Annotated in this window: 16 protein-coding genes; 7 read left to right on the top strand and 9 right to left on the bottom strand. The window is 43.2% G+C overall.

The genetic code is table 11. The features are described 5' to 3' along the window. Positions 1-293: 293 nt before the first annotated feature. Entirely contained in the window at positions 294-512 is a 219-nt protein-coding gene (locus HWQ44_RS02880) for an RNA chaperone Hfq (protein WP_292714507.1), read from the bottom strand. 69 nt (positions 513-581) lie between these two features. Between HWQ44_RS02880 and dapF the strand changes: the two genes are divergently transcribed. After that, positions 582-1,421 carry a diaminopimelate epimerase gene (gene dapF, locus HWQ44_RS02875; RefSeq protein ID WP_292714504.1) on the top strand — a complete coding sequence of 280 codons (840 nt, stop codon included), beginning with the start codon at positions 582-584 and terminating at the stop codon, positions 1,419-1,421. Between the two features lie 382 nt (positions 1,422-1,803). Here the strand turns inward: dapF and HWQ44_RS02870 are convergent, their stop codons facing one another. The 3 genes from HWQ44_RS02870 to ada all read right to left on the bottom strand — a co-directional run bounded on the left by HWQ44_RS02870 (position 1,804) and on the right by ada (position 4,930). Continuing rightward, positions 1,804-2,802, bottom strand: coding sequence for a DMT family transporter (locus tag HWQ44_RS02870; protein ID WP_292714502.1), 999 nt, complete (start codon positions 2,800-2,802; stop codon positions 1,804-1,806). Between the two features lie 44 nt (positions 2,803-2,846). Then, positions 2,847-3,503, bottom strand: coding sequence for a DNA-3-methyladenine glycosylase 2 family protein (locus tag HWQ44_RS02865; protein WP_292714499.1), 657 nt, complete (start codon positions 3,501-3,503; stop codon positions 2,847-2,849). Positions 3,504-3,853: 350 nt separating this feature from the next. Continuing rightward, positions 3,854-4,930: a bifunctional DNA-binding transcriptional regulator/O6-methylguanine-DNA methyltransferase Ada gene (gene ada / locus HWQ44_RS02860; RefSeq protein WP_292714496.1), complete on the bottom strand. Its 1,077-nt coding sequence runs from the start codon at positions 4,928-4,930 to the stop codon at positions 3,854-3,856. 345 nt (positions 4,931-5,275) lie between these two features. Here ada and HWQ44_RS02855 point away from each other — a divergent pair, with 345 nt between their 5' ends. The 3 genes from HWQ44_RS02855 to HWQ44_RS02845 all read left to right on the top strand — a co-directional run bounded on the left by HWQ44_RS02855 (position 5,276) and on the right by HWQ44_RS02845 (position 9,928). Beyond that, on the top strand, positions 5,276-5,401 hold the full coding sequence (locus tag HWQ44_RS02855) for a hypothetical protein (RefSeq protein WP_292714493.1): 126 nt from the start codon (positions 5,276-5,278) through the stop codon (positions 5,399-5,401). Next, the gene (locus HWQ44_RS02850) at positions 5,392-8,046 is read left to right on the top strand and encodes a PAS domain S-box protein (RefSeq protein WP_292714492.1); all 2,655 of its coding nucleotides are present in this window, start codon (positions 5,392-5,394) and stop codon (positions 8,044-8,046) included. Before HWQ44_RS02855 ends, HWQ44_RS02850 begins: the two co-directional genes overlap by 10 nt. Positions 8,047-8,134: 88 nt before the next feature. Next, positions 8,135-9,928 carry an ATP-binding protein gene (locus HWQ44_RS02845; protein WP_292714510.1) on the top strand — a complete coding sequence of 598 codons (1,794 nt, stop codon included), beginning with the start codon at positions 8,135-8,137 and terminating at the stop codon, positions 9,926-9,928. A 135-nt stretch (positions 9,929-10,063) separates the two neighbouring features. Here HWQ44_RS02845 and HWQ44_RS02840 read toward each other — a convergent pair whose 3' ends face one another. The 4 genes from HWQ44_RS02840 to HWQ44_RS02825 form a co-directional block, all read right to left on the bottom strand. Further along, entirely contained in the window at positions 10,064-10,690 is a 627-nt protein-coding gene (locus HWQ44_RS02840; protein WP_094348047.1) for a heme-copper oxidase subunit III, read from the bottom strand. 177 nt (positions 10,691-10,867) lie between these two features. Then, positions 10,868-12,604, bottom strand: a complete 1,737-nt coding sequence (gene ctaD, locus HWQ44_RS02835) for a cytochrome c oxidase subunit I (RefSeq protein ID WP_292714508.1) — start codon at positions 12,602-12,604, stop codon at positions 10,868-10,870. Between the two features lie 67 nt (positions 12,605-12,671). Then, positions 12,672-13,784: a cytochrome c oxidase subunit II gene (locus HWQ44_RS02830; protein ID WP_292714489.1), complete on the bottom strand. Its 1,113-nt coding sequence runs from the start codon at positions 13,782-13,784 to the stop codon at positions 12,672-12,674. Between the two features lie 209 nt (positions 13,785-13,993). Next, positions 13,994-14,128 (bottom strand): hypothetical protein, encoded by a 135-nt coding sequence (locus HWQ44_RS02825; protein WP_292714486.1) that lies wholly within the window; start codon positions 14,126-14,128, stop codon positions 13,994-13,996. 228 nt (positions 14,129-14,356) lie between these two features. On the opposite strand from HWQ44_RS02825, the gene HWQ44_RS02820 reads away from it, so the two are divergent. From HWQ44_RS02820 to HWQ44_RS02810, 3 genes are all read left to right on the top strand, one after another. Further along, the gene (locus tag HWQ44_RS02820; RefSeq protein WP_292714483.1) at positions 14,357-15,277 is read left to right on the top strand and encodes a heme A synthase; all 921 of its coding nucleotides are present in this window, start codon (positions 14,357-14,359) and stop codon (positions 15,275-15,277) included. Between the two features lie 199 nt (positions 15,278-15,476). Next, positions 15,477-16,430, top strand: coding sequence for a heme o synthase (locus HWQ44_RS02815; protein ID WP_292714480.1), 954 nt, complete (start codon positions 15,477-15,479; stop codon positions 16,428-16,430). 144 nt (positions 16,431-16,574) lie between these two features. After that, complete coding sequence (locus HWQ44_RS02810) at positions 16,575-16,796, top strand: type II toxin-antitoxin system HicB family antitoxin (protein ID WP_292714477.1); 222 nt, start codon at positions 16,575-16,577, stop codon at positions 16,794-16,796. A gap of 66 nt (positions 16,797-16,862) precedes the next feature. On the opposite strand, the gene HWQ44_RS02805 is transcribed toward HWQ44_RS02810, so the two are convergent. Further along, complete coding sequence (locus HWQ44_RS02805; protein ID WP_292714474.1) at positions 16,863-18,164, bottom strand: pentapeptide repeat-containing protein; 1,302 nt, start codon at positions 18,162-18,164, stop codon at positions 16,863-16,865. Positions 18,165-18,448 lie beyond the last annotated feature (284 nt).

Genomic DNA, 18,448 nt, shown 5'->3' with positions numbered 1-18,448 from the left:
GGGCATCTTGCCATTAGTGTCAACTTAAGGTTAAAACCCATTTGTCAACGATAGGTTTTGTTAGGAACGAAGTATAAAGGTGAACTTTTTTCTGACTTTTATACGCAAGCTGGGAGTGATGCTAATAAACAAAGCATTAATAGTCCCTGAAAAAGTTCGTTTTTTGTCCCTTTCAAACCAAATTGTTAAGCATAAATGCTTATTGACATAGGAAGTTTGAGCTTAACTTGACACCTATGGCAAGATGCCCACCCCACAAGAGTTAATTGAATATTTTTTTATTTGTCAGTCCCTTAACTTGTTTTCGGCTTGATGTATGCGATCGCTTGTTTCCAAACAATGCTTTGCTGACTGTTTTCATCAGCAATACAGATACACTGTGGATCTTGCCATAAAACCTTTCCTGTGAGTACATCCTGAGTCAGCAGCTTTAACTCTACTGGCGTTGTTTGTTTAATCAGGTTTTGGACTTGTCTAATGCTGGGTAAAGTGGTGTCAAATTCGGTAAGCATTTTTAGTAAAGATGAACCTACAAGGCAAAATAAAGAGTAACTAATCCTTGATAATTCATCCTTGAAGAAATGGCAATCGAATTTACTAAGTATCATGGTCTAGGCAACGACTTTATTTTGATTGACAATCGCTCGTCATCTTTGCCTGTAGTGACTCCTGAGCAAGCCATCAAGTTGTGCGATCGCCATTTTGGCATCGGTGCTGATGGTGTAATTTTTGCCCTCCCTGGAGAAAACGGCACTGACTACACCATGCGGATTTTTAATTCCGATGGTTCAGAACCAGAAATGTGTGGCAATGGCATTCGCTGTTTAGCTGGCTTTTTGGCAGACTTAGAAGGCGAATCCCGGAATCAAGACTCATATCGCATTCATACCCTAGCTGGTGTGATGATTCCCCAAATCCTGCCTAATGGTCAAGTAAAAGTAGACATGGGTTTACCCAGGTTACTCGCTGGCGAAATTCCGACTACCCTTACACCTGCTGAAGAAAAAGTAATTTCTCAGCCGTTAGAGGTGGCGGGGCAAACTTGGGATGTCACCTGTGTAAGTATGGGAAATCCCCACTGTATTACCTTTGTGGAAGATGTCGCTGCAATTGAGCTAGAAATCATCGGCCCTAAATTTGAGCATCATCCAGTTTTTCCGCAACGCATAAATACCGAATTTATTCAAGTGGTGAGCCGTGACTATTTGAAAATGCGGGTGTGGGAACGGGGTGCTGGGATTACATTAGCTTGTGGAACTGGTGCTTGTGCTTCTTTAGTGGCTGGAGTGTTAACTGGAAAATGCGATCGCACCGCCACTGTAGAATTACCAGGTGGGCCCTTACAAATTGAATGGTCAGAAGTAGACCAACGGGTTTACATGACAGGCCCAGCTGAAAAGGTATTCACAGGTAAACTGTAAGCAATGTAATTACCAATTGTTAAGCTAGTTTTGAAGGTTCGTAGTAGGTACTTTAGTGCTTATAGCGATTCCCACTCAGATGCAGTATAAAATTATATCGCTAAGTGTAGGGGTACGGCAATACCCATTGGTGTCAAGTTAAGCTCAAACTTCCTATGTCAATAAGCATTTAGGCTTAAAAATTCGGTTTGAAAGGGACAAAAAACGAACTTTTTCATGGACTATTAATGCTTTGTTTATTAGCATCACTCCCAGCTTGCGTATAAAAGTCAGAAAAAAGTTCACCTTTATACTTCGTTCCTAACAAAACCTATCGTTGACAAATGGGTTTTAACCTTAAGTTGACACCAATGGGCATACCGTGCCCCTACGGGTGTACTTGTTAAGATTCAGTTTCTGCTGGAGATTGGATATGGGGATTAACTTTAGATTGCACAGATTCTTTATTAGAAATTGCTAGATATATACCCCCTAAAATTAGAGTCAACCCTAACAAGTTAAAAATACTCAAGTTTTCCGAGAAAAGTATCCAAGCAAGAATAGCAACAATTACTGGATTGAGTAATAACAGCAAAGAGATAAATCCTGAAGAAAAAGTTTTCAGGCTGTATACAATTAGCCCATGACCCAAAGCTTCGCAAATAGCAGCTAAAGCAAATACTACTAACCACCCCGACAAAGTAACTGGGAAAACTTGTTTTTCAAAGATTAGTACTACTGGGATCATCAATGAAGTTGCGATCGCACAGCGCCACACAAGGATGGTGATAATTGAAAACTTATTGCTGATCTGCTCAATAAGTAAAAAGTTTGCTGCATAAAATATCGATGAGATGAGGGCAACAGCATCACCTGTAAAATTATTATTAGAGTGTAATAAATCTTCAAATCCGACTGCGATCGCACCGATTATGGCTAAGATTAGACCGATGATAAATTTGCGCCCAAAAATTTGATTAAAAAATAGCCATCCTCCTAAAGTAGTAAATAGCGGATTGAGACTACCTAAAGCGTTAGCATTAGCAGCACCAGTTTGAGTTAGCGACCAAGTCCAAGATAATCTACCTAACACATGAACTAAACCCACTGCGATTAAAAACGCTATCTCTTTGATTGGATAACGCTGCTGTGGTAATACAGGTTTATCTTCTGTAATTTGAGTCCGTGTCTGGTTAATTCCACTCCATAATCCAAAGATAATAGTTGCTATCCATAAGCGATTAAATAATGTAGCAACAGCGCTCATTTCTCTAACAGCAATTTTAATAAAAATTGCTGTTGAAGATAAAGCTAATAATGCAATTATTACTATGATTATCGGCAGGAATTTTGAAGTGTTATCAGACTTTTCTGGTGTTAAGCTTAATTGATTTTCTGCCATTTAGTTTATATTTATTATACGAACCGCCAAGGGAGAAGGAGCAATTACTTGGGATTACTTAGGTAATAGTGCCATAGAAGTCTTGCAGCTACCGCTCGCCAGGGTCGCCAGTGTTGTGTCATTGCTTCTAGTTGAATTGGTGTTGGACGCGTCGCCAAGTTTTTGAGTTTTTGTAGAGCAATTGCGATCGCTAAATCGCCTTTAGGAAAAACATCAGGACGTTGCAACGCCATTAGCAAATAAATATCAACTGTCCATTCTCCTATACCTTTGAGACGTTTTAACTCAGTTCTGATTGTAGTTTCGTCCATTGTTTCGAGCTTGGTTAGGTCAAGCTGACCAGTTGCGATAGCCTGAGCCAAACCACGACAGTATAGAATCTTTTGCCGACTGAATCCAATCCCTCTTAATTGAGCATCATCCAATGTCAGAAAGTTTTCTGGCGTCAGAGTCACAACAACTCGGCATAATCGCGTAAATACAGCCTTTGCAGCTGCTAAAGAAACTTGTTGTTCCAGAATTATGCACAGAAGTGTTGCAAAACCCGGTTCTCTTGACCATATTGGTGGAGGCCCCAGTGTCTCTAAAATCCGAGCTAAATCACTGTCAAGATTGGCAAGCACCATTAAACCACGGGTCAAACTTTCTTCAGTCAAGAATTCTAATTCAGGTGTTTGTGCAGCTGTTTCTTCCAATGTCATCTTTGTAAAATTTTGACTGAAAAATAAAAAGATACGGAAACGGAGGTTGGGTTAAACGTTCGCGTAGCGTCCCGTAGGGAAGCGCAACCCCAGAAAGCAACGTCAATGTTAGGTTTCGTCCCTCAACCCAATCTACAATTAACGTGAGTTCGACAAGTCTTATTTGACCTCTCCCCGACGCCCAGAGGGGAGCAAAAAGCTTAATTTTTCGTTTCTCCTCCCTCTCCGAAACGGAAAGGGAGGCTGGGAGGGAGAGGTTTATCGAACTCACGTTACAATTAAGTCTAATTTGGGGTTTGAAAACACACTCTAATGACTAGGAATTAAAAGTTAATTTACTTACCCAGTCCCTAGTCCCGCGCGGTGCGTTCTGATTCTTGTGTAAGCAGTTTTTGTTTGCGCTCAATTCCCCAGTGATAACCACCAAGACTACCATCACTCCGCAGCACCCGATGACACGGTACAATCAGCGCGATCGGATTAGCTCCACAAGCATTGCCTACAGCGCGGACTGCTTGGGGTTTGGCAAGATTACGGGCAATATCAGTGTAAGTACGGGTTTCGCCATAGGGAATTTTTTGTAATGCTTCCCAAACCTGTTTTTGAAATGCTGTCCCCCGGACATCAAGTGGTAAATCAAGATGTGTTTCATCTCCTGCAATCAAGTCGAGGATTGCTTGTATCCATTCTTTGTGTGTGTGGTCATCACGCATGATGTGCGCTTGGTGAAATTCCTGGTTCAAAATGTGTTCCAGCTTGTCTGCTTCATCACCTAGTTTAACGGCGCAGATACCCTTCTCTGTTGTTGCCACAAGCAAATATCCTAGTGGAGATGAAGCGATCGCATAGACAATACTAATTGTCTTTCCAGCTTGTTGGTAAGTCTTTGGTGTCATTCCCAGTTGTTTAGGTGCTTTCTCATAAAGTTGACTACTTGAACCATACCCCGTGTCGTAAACTGCATGAGCAATTTCTTCTCCTGACTGTAAACGCTGTTTCAATCGTTGGCTACGCAGCGCATCTGCATATTGAAACGGAGATACACCAATTATTTGCTTGAATATTCTTTGTAGGTAACTGGGACTCATTTCCACCTGAGAGCATAATTCCGAGAGGGTTGGGATGTGGTCAACTTGTGCCTCAATGTATCGACATGCTGTTAATACTTTCGCTTTGACTGGATTTGGAACTGTTTTAGATTGTGGCTGACACCGCTTACAAGGTCGAAAACCTGCAATTTCAGCCTCTTGTGCTGACTGGAAGAAACAAACTTGATTGCGATTTGGTCTGCGACTAGGGCAAATAGGTCGGCAATAAATGCCTGTAGAGCGAACGCCATAGAAAAACTTGCCGTCAATTGTGGAGTCTCGATTGAGAACTGCTTCCCAGAGGGTTTCTTCTAAAAGTTGTGTCTGTTGTAATTGCATTGATGCCTCCTCTGCCCTTTCTGGTTAGTGAAGGGGCGATTGCTACGGAATCAGTTTGATATCACACTAGATTAAGGAGATTGAAAAACTACTTTCTATCTGATTGTTGCGATCAAAGTCGGCTGCGTTGACTGCGATTACAGCTAAATGATATTACGTGCGATATCTGCTGTGTTCTCGTTGCGACGCCGAATAGCCCGTCGTAGACATCGCACTTAATTTTTGAAAATAATTTTTAATAATTATACCAACATTGTACAGTAGGCGAATTACTCACAAAATTTCCGCCAAATCTAAAATAAATCCGGCGATCGCTAACTCAACACTTCTGAACTGATTCGCTCTTTGACAAATGGTTCACCCGATTGGGTGAATGCGATCGCAGCATCCAGAACTACTCTGAAAGTAGAGCCACTTTTTCTGCTGTTAGTGATCGTGCAAACAGCTAAAAAACTCTCACAATGGCTATGATTGCCTTGAATATTATGCCAATTGCTTATATATCAAAGGGTCAAAGAGTGGATGAAATTGTAATATCACCTCATAAACCAGATTTTCAACCAGAGAAGATCACTCTGTTGTCAACAATTGCTGCCAATTTACCAGGGATGCTTTTCCAAATTCTGCAAAGGCAGGATGGTTCTGTATTTATCCCTTATGTTAGTTCTGGTTGTAAATATTTGTCTGAACTAGAACCAGAAGCTGTACAGGCAGACTTCCAGGTGCTATATAAACTGATTCATCCACAGGATATAAAAGCTTTTGCAGAATCTATTAATGTTTGTCGTACCACCCTTAGACCTTGGCATTGGGAAGGTCGGATCATTACGCCTAGTGGCAAACTTAAGTGGATTCAAGGTACTTCGCAACCAGAACTACAGGAAGCAGGTGATTTTCTTTGGAATGGCTTGCTTATGGATATTACCGACCGAAAACAAGCCCAAGAAAAATTGCAAGAGAGTGAGGTGCGGTATAAAGCAATTTTGGATGCTATCCCCGATTTGATGTTTCGCATCAGCCGTGATGGCGAATATCTAGATTTGAAAAGTGAAGGAGCAAATATCACTCTTTCGAGAGAAGAAATAGTGGGAAAACATTTGCAAGAGTTATTGCCCAGTGATGTGGCGACGATTAGCCAAGTAGCGATCGCTAAAACTTTAGATTCTGGAACTTTACAAACTTGTGAATATCAGCTACCAACGCCTTTGGGAGTTAGAGATTATGAGGCGCGGTTGGTAGTAAGTGGCACAGATGAGGTACTAGCAATTGTCCGAGATATCACAGATCGGAAACAAGGAGAAGTCGCCTTACAAAATCTTGCCCAAAAATTTGCTAAAGCCTTTAGTTGCAGTCCCGATTCAATTACCATTAGTACGCTGCAAGAAGGACGCTTCATCGAAGTTAACGACAGTTTTGTGAAACTCTCAGGTTATGAGCGAGATGAGGCGATTGGTAAAACTTCTTTTGAGTTAAATTTTTGGGTACACGATCGCGATCGCCTCAACTTAGTGCAAGAGTTGCAAACCACGGGAGTCGCTCGGAACTTGGAAGTTGAATTTCGGCAAAAGTCTGGCGAGATAATTACAACGCTACTTTCAGCCGAAGTCATTGATTTGAATGGTATCCCTTCCATCCTAGCAGTGCATCACGACATTACAGAACGCAAACAGGTAGAAGCGCAATTACGCTTTTGTGCCCAACGCGATCGCTTATTGGCAGAAACTCTAGTGCGAATTCGGTCTTCGCTTAACTTAGAGCAAATTCTCCAAACCACCGTGACGGAAGTTAGGCAATTTCTCCAAGCAGATCGAGTTTTCATTAGTTTAAATAATGCAAATTTAGGAATCAGAACTCTTGCCGAATCAGTAGATCCCAAATATCCATCAGTCTCAGGTTGGTCTACTAATGATGAAGCTTATCTAAAAGAAGTGCGAAATTTACTAAAAGATAATTTTGTGCGTGTTTTTGAAGACATAACGCAAATGAAAGTATCTCCCAAAGTCAAAGCACACTGTCAAAAATTCCAAACGAAGGCTAGCTTGGCTGTACCAATAATGCTAAATAACGAATTATTTGGGGCATTAATTGCCAATCAATGCTCAGGTTCGCGTCATTGGCAGCCAATAGAAATTGATTTATTACAGCAGATGTCAGAACAAGTAGCGATCGCTATTCAGCAAAGCCAGATATGCCAAAAGCTAGCAGAACTCAACACTAATTTAGAACAGCAAGTCCAAGAACGGACATCACAGTTGCAGCAGAAAATGCAAGAAGTTGAAAAATTGCATCGCGTCAAAGATGTTGTTTTGCATACAGTTGCCCACGATTTACGAACTTCAGTGATGGGTAACTTGATGGTGCTAAAGAATTTGTTAAATCAGGGAGTGGAGAGCAAGGGAGCAGGGGAGCAGGGGAGCAGGGGAGCAGGGGAGCAGGGGAGCAGGAGGGAAATTACAGCAAGTCTTTCTCCTCTGCCCCCCATCCCCTCTGCCCCTCTGCCTCTTTCCCATGCCCAATCTTCAATTCCAGTATCTCGCTCAATAATAGAGCGGATGATTCAAGGCAACGATCGCCAACTAACAATGATTAACTCATTGCTAGAAATAAATTCCTGTGAAAAACAGGGTCTTGAGATCAAACTCGAACCTGTGCAACTTAGCACCCTACTGGGAGGAACATTCGCCCAGTTGGAACCCATGCTGACACAAAATCAAGCGACTCTAAAGAACTTGGTTCCCGCAGATTTACCGTTAGTAATGGCAGATGGGACTCGGTTACAGAAAGTTTTGGCAAATTTAATCGCACATGGCTTGCAAAATAATCCACCAGGATTAAATTTTACCCTGAGTGCCACCGTTGAGGCGGGAATGATTCGCACTCAGATTCAAGATGACGGTGTAGTAATGAGTAAAGTAGAGTGCGATCGCCTTTTCGATCTTCATGTTCGCGATCCCCAAGACTGTTGCTCTACAAGCATTGGCTTAAAAATGTATCTTTGTCGGAAAGTTATTAAGGCGCATGGCGGCGAAATCGGTGTTATTAGTAACCGCAAGCGTGGGTTAACTTTCTGGTTTACGTTACCTTTAGCAACTTCATCCAGAACAAATCGCCCATAAATCACCAAAAAATGAGAGGGTGTTATTGATAGCAATGTTGAGTAAGGGAAACACCCTCGACGGTATGGGCAAAGTTGCTCGGATGCTAATGGCTACTCCATTTAGAACAGTGCAAAGCTGGTGGAGAAAAACCTTTTCTGCACCAACAACAGATGAAATCACTACTCTTTACAGAGATTGGCGTAACCGTTTTTTGTGGCAGAGATTGCGTTTATGGTTATGGCTGGCGCTGATTTGTCTGTTGTCTTTTACTTTGCGAGACATTTATGGCTTGTTTTTCCCTTTTCAAGAGTTGCAGCAGTTGCCAGAAATACTTAGAACTCAACGCCTTGTAATCAATATTGCAATGCTTCTGAGTATACTGATCTGCTTTGCCTTACATAAAACTAAGTTAGGTCGTCATCATCCAGATTTATTATTTTTGGGTTCTTCTTGGTCAATTAGTTTAGCGTCGCAGTTGTTTGCAACTCTTAGAGGTTTTGCACTACCTGATACCATCGGTTGGTCGCTGCTGTTCTTGAGCCAAGCTGTGTTGATGCCCGTCTGCTGGATTATTCACTTGCTGACTCAAGTGAGTGTGCTGGTTTACTATTTTGGTGTGAATACGGCACTTGGACTAAAAACACCGATCCCCGAACACCCAGAAATATATAATGTAACGTTCATTTTATACATTTTTTGGTTTTGTACTATATGTGATATCGGTGTTTATCTATACGATCGCCTGCAACGCTCTGAGTTTTATGCCCGTCAAGAACTGGAATCTGCCTATCAAAAACTCAAGGTTGCAGAAGCTAAATATCGCAGCATTTTTGAAAATGCCGTTGAAGGGATATTCCAAAGTAGTCCCAATGGACGTTACATTACGGCAAATCCTGCTTTAGCACGTATTTATGGCTACTCCTTAGTAGACGAGGTGACAGCAAATTTCACTGAGATTGAACAATTGTACGTTGATCCAAACCGTCGGGCAGAATTTGTCCGCCTGATGGAAAAGTATGGCAGTGTTTCTGAGTTCGAGTCCCAAATTTATCGCCGAGACGGCAGTATTGTCTGGATTTCGGAAAAAGCCTACTCAGTGCGTGACGAACAGGGAAAACTGCTTTACTACGAAGGTTTGATTGAAGACATTACCCAGCGCAAGCAAACTGAAGAAGAACTACGAGTATTTTTCCATGCAGTTTCCCACGACTTACGCAACCCAGTGCTGGGTACTTTAATGGTGCTGAAGAATTTGCTCAACAGCGGGGGAGGGGGGACTGGGAATCGGGGACAAGGGGGAATTATTCAAGAAGTCTCTTCCCAATCCCCAATCCCTGTTTCACGCTCAATTTTAGAGCGGATGATTCAAAGTAGCGATCGCCAACTGAACTTAATTAATTCGTTGATGGAAACTCATATCAGCGAGGTTCAAGGTGTTTTTTTACAATATCAATCCGTACAATTACTGCTAGTTATCGAAGCTGCGATCGCTGATTTAGAGCCATTAATAGCACAAAATCAAGCCAAGCTGACAAAGCTGGTATCCGCAGATTTGCCATTAGTGAATGCTGATCCCACGCAACTATGGCGAGTTTTTTCTAACTTAATTGTCAATGCTTTAAAACATAATCCCCCTGGATTGCTCTTGACAATCAACGCTACTCGTAAGGAAGACAAAATTTACTGTACTGTTAGTGATAACGGCGTGGGAATTAGTCAACAACAAAGCGATCGGCTTTTTGACCTTTACTTTCGGGGTGCTAGTATCGGCAATTCTGTCAGTTTGGGATTGGGGTTGTATCTGTGTAAGCAAATCATCCATGCTCACGGCGGCGAAATTGGTGTGAACAGTGCATTGGATGCAGGGACAACTTTCTGGTTTACATTACCTATTAGCTGACTAGCGCTCTTTGATTACTCTGAAAAAATAAAATATTTGTAGCGACTGTCTTAAAAGTCAAGCGATCATTAAAAAAGCCCCCTAGTGGGGGCCGATTAAGTTGTCCGCGTGGAGTGAACAACTAATAATTAATACTCACAGTAAATACAGTAATCCGAACAAAATAATCCAAATCACGTCAACGAAGTGCCAGTAAATTTCGGCTGCTTCAATGCCAAAGTGCTTTTCGTTACTGTAGTGACCCGGAACGCGCGATCGCCACAACACAGCAACAATTGCCAAAACGCCGATGGTAACGTGCAATCCGTGGAAACCAGTCAAAACATAAAATGCACTAGCAAATAAATTGGTAGTTAAACCAAATTCTAAATGGGTATATTCATATACTTGACCTATCAAGAAGATAGCACCCATTGCAGCAGTAATTGCTAACCAGATTCGCGCCCCCCGTGTATCGTTCTTTTTGATAGCAGTGTCGGCATTGTGCATGACAAAACTACTAGAAATTAGATTGATGGTGTTAACTCCAGGTAGCAATAGTTCTAATTCTGGAGTCCCTGCTGGCGGCCATACAGGCAAGGTTGCACGGAAAGCCAAATAGGCTCCGAACAGTCCCATAAAAATCATCCCTTCAGCAATCAGGAAGACAATTAGCCCAAACAGACGATGGTCTGGATGTTCTTCATGATGACCGACAGACGCTTCCGCCGCGTGGTGATGATTCAGTTCCGTTTTAGCTGGGTCAATAGTTTGACTTTGCATGAATTTTTAATAGGTGGGGAATTGGGCATTGGGCATTGGGCATTGGGCATGGGGCATTGGGCATTGAAAAGAGGCAGAGGGGCGGGGTGCAGGGGGCGGAGGGGAAAACTCTTCTCCCTTGCTCCCTGCTCTCTGCTCCCTTGCTTCTTCCCTAGTCCCCAGTCCCCAGTCCCCTGTTTATTTCCGGTCTTCGGGATTAGCGGCAACCGCTGGGTCGGGTTCTGCTCTTAATACTGAGTTGGGGCCACCAGATAATAATGGATTGGGATCAGATAAGGGTACACCTTCACTAGCATTTTCCAAACCGTAGTCGTAGGGGCCTGTAGCCAGTACTGGGGTTTGATCGAAATTTTCGATCGCTGGTGGTGAGGTTGTCATCCACTCTAAGGTAAGTGCCCTCCAAGGATTATTGCCAGCTTTCTCGCCGTACAACCAACTCCAAATCGCATTGATGATGAAGGGGAATGTCGAAATTGCCAGTATGTAAGAACCATACGTGCAGATTTCGTTCAATGTGGTGAATTTGGGGTCATATTGGGCGATACGGCGATTCATGCCCATTAAACCCAGTTTGTGCATGGGTAAGAAGGTCATGTTTAAACCGACAATAGTCAAGGCAAAGTGAACCTTACCCCAAAATTCGTTTATCATTCGTCCCGTCATTTTCGGGAACCAGTGGTAAATACCAGCAAAAATTCCTAGAACGCTACCGCCAAATAGGACGTAGTGCAGGTGGGCAACCACAAAATAAGTATCGTGAACGTGAATATCAAAGGGCACTGCTGCCAGCATCACGCCACTAATCCCACCGATTACAAAAGTGCCAACAAAGCCGATGGCAAATAGCATGGCACTGTTAAGGCGGATTTTTCCACCCCACATCGTTGCTAACCAGCTAAATATTTTAATTCCTGTGGGTACGGCAATGATCATGGTGGTGATCATAAAGAACATCCGCAACCAACCGGGGATACCGCTGGTAAACATGTGGTGCGCCCAAACAATTAGCCCCAAAAAGCTAATGGCAAGAGACGAATAAGCGATCGCTTTATAGCCAAAAATCGGCTTGCGAGAATGGATGGGGATAATTTCTGAAATTGCGCCAAAGAAGGGCAAAATCATGATGTAAACCGCTGGGTGGGAGTAAAACCAGAACATGTGCTGGTATACTACCGGGTCGCCCCCGCCAGTTGGGTTAAAAAATGTTGTCCCGGCAATTAAGTCAAAGGAAAGCAGAATCAGACCTGCTGCTAAGACTGGGGTTGATACCAAAACTAGCGCCGAAGTGGCGAACATTGCCCAGCAGAACAAGGGCATTTTGTGTATGTCCATGCTGGGGATACGCATCTTGATCAATGTTACCAGGAAATTTATCGCCCCCAAAATAGATGATGTACCCAGCAGCAAGACACTCATAATCCAAATGCCTTGCCCCACTTGTCCTGTTACCAAACTCAGGGGAGGGTAGGAAGTCCAACCTGCATCCGGTGCATCGCCTACCGCTAAACTGGCGATCAGCAATATACCCGCAGGCGGGATCATCCAAAAGGCAACAGCATTCAGCCGAGGAAATGCCATATCTTTTGCCCCAATCATCAGGGGAATTAGATAGTTAGCAAACCCTGCCCCTGTTGGCACGATCCACAAGAAAATCATGATCGTGGCGTGCAGCGTGAACAGACTATTGTAGACTTCTGGGGTGACAAAATCTACCTCTGGGGTTCGCAGTTCTGTGCGAACCAAGTCAGCCATGACGCCGCCAATGCAGTAGAAAATAAACGAAGTGACTAGGTATTGAATCCCAATCACCTTATGGTCGGTTTGAAAGCCAAAGAAGTCTTGCCATTTCCTCATCCCTGGTTCCTCAAGAAGGGCAGGGATATTCGCAGTTTCTTGCAACTGAGCTTGTGTCATAGTCATTAGTCATTGGTCATTAGTCATTAGTCATTAGTCATTGGATTTTGACTAAATAACATATTGATTAATGGTGAACTTGATGGAGGATTTCTGGTTTAATTCCCATGTCCTTGGTGTAAGGCGCAAGAAATTCATTTGGGGATAGATCGGCAGGGTTAACAGCGATCGCTTGATTTAGTGTTTCTTTGCTGGCAACTAGCTGTTCTTGCATCCATTTGTCAAAGGCTTCTTGTGGTTCAACAACTACTGGCGCTCTCATTGCACCGTGGTAGGGGCCACAAAGTTCAGCACAGATTAGGACATAATCTCCGGCTTTTTTGGGGGTGAAGCGAATCTCGCTTTGTCTACCGGGGATCGCATCTTGTTTTAGGCGGAATTCTGGAACCCAAAAGGCGTGGATAACATCGTTGGCGGTCATACTGATTTGCACTTCTCGCCCGATGGGGACGTGCATTTCACCTGTAGTTATACCAGTTTCAGGATAAGTGAAAATCCAGGCATATTGTAGACCAGTGACGTTGACTTGTAATTCTGCTGGTTTGCCTGCTTTTTCAGGAGTGCCGCCAATTGTCGGGGCAACACTACCTACACCTGGGGCATTCCGCAGTTGAGGAATTTGGTCAGCATTGCGGACTTCTGCCGTAGCTGGATCTTGCATTGCCTCATCAGATTTTTCTTGATTGAGGTTGGGTTCGGTGCTGGGAGGAGTATCGCTTAAAGTTGCCGCGAGTGCGGTTCCCGCACGCTGCGCGAACGCACTCCCATGCCCTGGCATTTTCATTGACTCCTGATTCATCGGTGCTTCATGGATAGCATGGGGATCAAAGCCACCGATTTCGTTGTAGACATCAAAGCTGTAAACAGAAATACCGATAACGATAATTGCTGGGATCGCCGTCCAGAGAATTTCTAAAGGTATATTACCTTCAACTGGTGGGCCGTCTTCATTGTCACCTGCACGCCGACGATATCTAAATGCAGAGTAAATTAAAATACCTTCAACGAGCAGAAATATCCCTGTAGAAACGATCATCATCGCGTTGAACAGACCATCCACCAAGACGGCTTCATCAGTGGCGGCTGCTGGCAACAGACCGTGATTTTGACCGTACCAAAGGCTGGCTAGCGTTAGCACGATGCCAATGAGTAATGTCCAGATGGAACTTGGAATCTTCACGGCTTACTTAATTGAATTTACTATGTTATCTCGAAGCTACTCACTTACTAAGGTAGTCTAGGCTGTCAGACATGGGCGACAAAGGCCTGAAATTTTTATTAATTTTTTTGGCTATTTCACTAATTTTGAGTATGAGTTTACTATCATACAACGCCAAAAATAGATGTAAACCAGTGAAAAAATTTAAGGAAAAATTTAGAATGCTTAAATTAATTGCCATTAATGGGTCGCCCCCAGTCCTCACCAACTTGCTGTACTGAAGTTGGCGAGGACTGGGGACTGGGGACTGGGGACTGGGAAAGAAGAGTATTTTTCCCAATTTTGGTTAGAGTTTGAATACCCATCAAAATTTTCTCAATCCCTAATCCCTAATCCCTAATCCCCAGTTCAATCAATTTCTGACATCTTGAAAAATACCTAAAGCTTCGGGCAAAACTTTGCTGGAGTGATTCAAAGTATAAGTGAGTGCTAATCTATAAACCTTTAGCCTATACGCTAGGGTGAAGATGGGACACTAAAAGAAAATTGAAAATTTTAAGAGAGCCACCAAGAGCGGGCAGAAGGTATCGTTCATGAGCGAATTTGTCCTACAACAACAAAATGAAGCGGTAGTTGAGCAGCAAAAGCCCAAGGAAATGATTCGGCGCTTGGTGTGGAAAATGTGCATAGCCACCTTAATTTTGATGGCCATAGGCAGTGCCACCCGCGTCATGAATGCTGGACTTGCTTGCCCAGACTGGCCCTTATGCTATGGCGAACTCGTGCCAGCCAAGCAAATGAATCTCCAAGTGTTTTTGGAGTGGTTTCACAGATTGGATGCAGCTTTAATTGGTGTAAGCGCGATCGCACTTTTCGGTTTGTCCTGGTGGCGTCGTCGTTTTTTACCCTCTTGGCTGCCTTGGGCATCCACATTCGCCCTATTTCTAATCGTCTTCCAAGGTATTTTAGGGGGACTCACCGTTACCGAATTATTGCGGTTTGATATTGTTACCGCCCATTTAGGAACGGCGCTGTTGTTTTTTACCACCCTCCTGATTATCGGCACAGCACTCACACCTTATCAGGGGAATGGAACCGTTGGTAAGTTGCCTTGGGTGGGTTTAACTGCCGCTGTTCTGGTTTACCTGCAAAGTCTGCTAGGTGCTTTGGTAGGCTCTCGCTGGGCGCTACACCAATGCCTCGGCGGTTCTCAACTTTGTACTGTAATGTACAGCCATATTGCTGGTTTGGTGCCGCCAACAGTGGCAACCTTGGCAATGGTATTTATCTGTTGGCGGACACCAGCACTACATCCAGCCTTACGGCGACTGGCAAATATGGCTGGTGGGTTGTTGACCTTACAAATCTTGTTGGGATTTGCCACCTTCAAATTACACCTCCAAGTCGAACCTCTCACAGTCTCTCACCAAGCTATAGGAGCTACTTTGCTAGGTACTTTGGTGGCTTTCACAGTTTTATCACTACGTGACTCAGTGAGTGTTGAGTCACGTTAGCGGGGCGTTTAGCCCGTGCAGAGTAGGAAATGGGGGAGATGAGGAAGCAGGGGAAGAATTCCTAACTCCTAACTCAGCACTCAGCACTGATGATGCGACCCACGCAGGTGCAGAAAATCTGTGTTTTCATTTGCCTGAAAGAGCCAGCTTGAGCGGGGGCTGCATATAAGTTGTTGAAAAATAAGGAATCAGAGCCAAAATGATTGAGACTAATGTCTCTCGCCACCACGAAACATTTTTCCAGGTAGTTCAAAGTTACTACCAGCTAACCAAGCCTCGGATTATTCCGTTGCTTTTGATTACCACGGCTGGAAGTATGTGGATTGCTGCTAAGGGAGAAGTAGACCCATTGCTGTTACTAGTAACTCTCACTGGTGGCACTTTGGCTGCTGCAAGCGCCCAGACGATTAACTGTGTCTATGACCGGGATATTGATTATGACATGGAGCGGACGCGCCATCGTCCGATACCTTCGGGTAAGGTGCAGCCGCGCGATGCTCTAATTTTTGCGATCGCACTGGCGACGATTTCTTTTACACTTCTAGCAGTATTTGCCAACCTGTTAGCCGCTCTATTAGCATTCTCTGGCATCGTCTTTTATATTTTGGTCTATACCCACTGGCTAAAACGCCACACCACCCAAAATATCGTTGTTGGTGGGGCTGCTGGGGCAATTCCGGCTTTAGTGGGTTGGGCTGCCGTCACGGGCACATTAAGCTGGTCAGCATGGTTAATTTTTGGCATCGTCTTCTTGTGGACACCCCCCCATTTCTGGGCTTTAGCTCTGATGATTCGGGACGATTACGCAAAGGTGGGGATACCAATGTTACCTGTGATTGAAGGTGATACGGCAACTGTGAAGCAGATTTGGTACTACACGCTGGTGACAGTATTTGCAACTGTGTTATTGGTTTATCCTTTGGGCGCAAGTGGAATTCTTTATGCTGCGATCGCCCTAAGTCTGGGAGGATTATTTATCCACAAATCTTGGCGGTTGTTGCAAAATCCAGAGGATCGCACTGTCGCTAGAGAGTTGTTTCTCTTTTCCATCTCCTACATGATGCTGTTGTGTCTGGGGATGGTAGTTGATAGTCTTCCCGTTACCCATAATCTAATTAATGCAGCGATCAATCAGTTGCATTTTATAGCTTAGGGGATGGAAAATTTAGCGATCGCGTTTGGTAAAGGGGCGCGATCGCATTTTCAGAAATTAAAAAATATACATAATAATTAGAGTTTGGCGGATTTGCGATTAAAAGTAAAATTTCAGTCATAGACAAATCGATCAAAAAGCTAAATGTTGACAAATTACATTCGTACGGCATTGCACAAATCAACCTACGAGTTGCTTGAAGATGGAACTTTTTATAGCGAAATCCCAGAATGTCAAGGAGTTTGGGCAAACACTGCAACACTAGAAGCTTGTCAGGAAGATTTGCAAGATGCTCTTGAAGGATGGATTGTATTAGGATTGCGTTTGGGTCATACTCTACCTTTACTTGATGGCGAAGTTACCTAATTCTTGAAACTTGATCAAAAATTATTGCAATCACTCTCTCAGTAAAAATCAATTGAAGCCTAACAACTAGAAATGTTCAGATAACTTGTCTTCAGGACTACGCTCATAGTCCATACCATTATTCATGTCATCATTGTAAACATCTCCTGAAGGTGATATTGTTCCCCTTATATCCGCCTTAGCCTGTTTTACACCATACTGGTCATTACCATAAAGTTCAGTTCCAGTAAGGTCAGCGTCAGTTAAGTCAGCACACTTCATATCTGTATCATCGAATTTGACGTAACTAAGGTTCGTACTCTTAAGAGAGGCATTACTGAGATTAGCACCTCTTAAATTAGCCCCACTTAAATTAATACTATTGAGGTTAAAACTGCTCAAATTGGTGTAGCTTAAATTAGCACCAGTCAAAATTATATTGCTTATATCGGTGTCTTTGAAGTTGGCTTGAGTTAGGTTAGCTCCACTCAGATTAGCTCCACTCAGATTAGCTCCACTCAGATTTACTTTAGTTAGATTGGCGTTAGTAAGGTCAGCATTGTTGAGATTGGCATTAGTAAGATCAGCCTGATTAAGATTGGCTCTACTAAGATTGACTTTACTGAGATCAGTATCAGTTAGGCTACTGGCTTCTAGGGTTGCATCACTAAGATCAGCATTGATAAGCTTGACTTCACGTAAATCTACCCAACTCAGATTTGCCTTTCTGAGTGTGGCATTTGTCAAGTCCGCTTGTCTTAAATTAGCTCTGACTATATTTGTATTATCTAATCTTGCTCCTTTTAAGATTGCTCTACTAAGGTTTGCCCATCTCATATCTGCTTTTTCTAGGTCAGTCTCACTGAGATCAGCCTCAGTCAGTTCGACATACATCAGTTTTGCAGAAACTAGTCTAGCTGAACTAAGCTTTGCTGTTCTTAGGCTCGCAGCATTTAGGTTTACCCCTTCCATATCTGCTTGTCCCAAGTCTGCTTGATCCAAATTTGCCTTGCTCAAATCAGCATTTTGCAGGATAGCTCTAGCAAGAATAGCTCCAGTCAAGTTTACCTCGGTCAAGTTTTTCCCACTGAGATTTGCCTCTCTCAGGTCTACTCTAGAAAAATCTCTCTCTCCAGCTTGATATTTTTGTAGAATTTCATCCTCTTTCATTCGTGCTGAGGAGTCAGCCACAAGTGGAAATAGATCACACAAGTCACAGTGGAAGTACTCGCATAAAACCGCAGCTGTGTGACAATCAATCCGGTCAAACTCCTCCTTGTAAAGCCTGCCAATGGCATTAACGCTAATACCAGTTTCTTTGGCTAGTTGGTACTGGGATAAATGCCGTTTTTCCATAAAATCTTTTAACCTACAGCAAATTTTTCTCATAAATACTCTGTTCACTACTGAAAACTTAATCAAGAATTCTATAATATCACTAACGAATACTAGTATCGCTTCCGGAATACCTCTAAGCAAAGTATTGTCGCTAGTGTTGACAAAGTAATACGGACAAAGTAACGTGTATATATTCGGCAAACAAAATTGCCAAAAAAAATGCCCTCAAGCTTTCAACTTGGTAGGCATGTTTTCAATTATTTATTTCTACTTCTATTATAGACATCTCCGAAAACAGTCAAAGCCTTTGTGTGGCTAGGCTGTAGCCCATAAAT

Source organism: Nostoc sp. JL34 (genome assembly GCF_017114945.1).
Lineage (GTDB): Bacteria > Cyanobacteriota > Cyanobacteriia > Cyanobacteriales > Nostocaceae > Nostoc.
The sequence above is the reverse complement of the archived record's forward strand: the minus strand, read 5'-3'. Positions and strand labels throughout refer to the sequence as shown.

What these genes read in the sequence shown, in the direction of transcription:
- HWQ44_RS02880 (WP_292714507.1), bottom strand. Translation starts at nt 512, where the DNA reads ATGCTTACCGAATTTGACACCACTTTACCCAGCATTAGACAAGTCCAA.
- dapF (WP_292714504.1), top strand. Translation starts at nt 582, where the DNA reads ATGGCAATCGAATTTACTAAGTATCATGGTCTAGGCAACGACTTTATT.
- HWQ44_RS02870 (WP_292714502.1), bottom strand. Translation starts at nt 2,802, where the DNA reads ATGGCAGAAAATCAATTAAGCTTAACACCAGAAAAGTCTGATAACACT.
- HWQ44_RS02865 (WP_292714499.1), bottom strand. Translation starts at nt 3,503, where the DNA reads ATGACATTGGAAGAAACAGCTGCACAAACACCTGAATTAGAATTCTTG.
- ada (WP_292714496.1), bottom strand. Translation starts at nt 4,930, where the DNA reads ATGCAATTACAACAGACACAACTTTTAGAAGAAACCCTCTGGGAAGCA.
- HWQ44_RS02850 (WP_292714492.1), top strand. Translation starts at nt 5,392, where the DNA reads ATGGCTATGATTGCCTTGAATATTATGCCAATTGCTTATATATCAAAG.
- HWQ44_RS02845 (WP_292714510.1), top strand. Translation starts at nt 8,135, where the DNA reads ATGGCTACTCCATTTAGAACAGTGCAAAGCTGGTGGAGAAAAACCTTT.
- HWQ44_RS02840 (WP_094348047.1), bottom strand. Translation starts at nt 10,690, where the DNA reads ATGCAAAGTCAAACTATTGACCCAGCTAAAACGGAACTGAATCATCAC.
- ctaD (WP_292714508.1), bottom strand. Translation starts at nt 12,604, where the DNA reads ATGACACAAGCTCAGTTGCAAGAAACTGCGAATATCCCTGCCCTTCTT.
- HWQ44_RS02825 (WP_292714486.1), bottom strand. Translation starts at nt 14,128, where the DNA reads ATGGGTATTCAAACTCTAACCAAAATTGGGAAAAATACTCTTCTTTCC.
- HWQ44_RS02820 (WP_292714483.1), top strand. Translation starts at nt 14,357, where the DNA reads ATGAGCGAATTTGTCCTACAACAACAAAATGAAGCGGTAGTTGAGCAG.
- HWQ44_RS02815 (WP_292714480.1), top strand. Translation starts at nt 15,477, where the DNA reads ATGATTGAGACTAATGTCTCTCGCCACCACGAAACATTTTTCCAGGTA.
- HWQ44_RS02810 (WP_292714477.1), top strand. Translation starts at nt 16,575, where the DNA reads ATGTTGACAAATTACATTCGTACGGCATTGCACAAATCAACCTACGAG.
- HWQ44_RS02805 (WP_292714474.1), bottom strand. Translation starts at nt 18,164, where the DNA reads ATGAGAAAAATTTGCTGTAGGTTAAAAGATTTTATGGAAAAACGGCAT.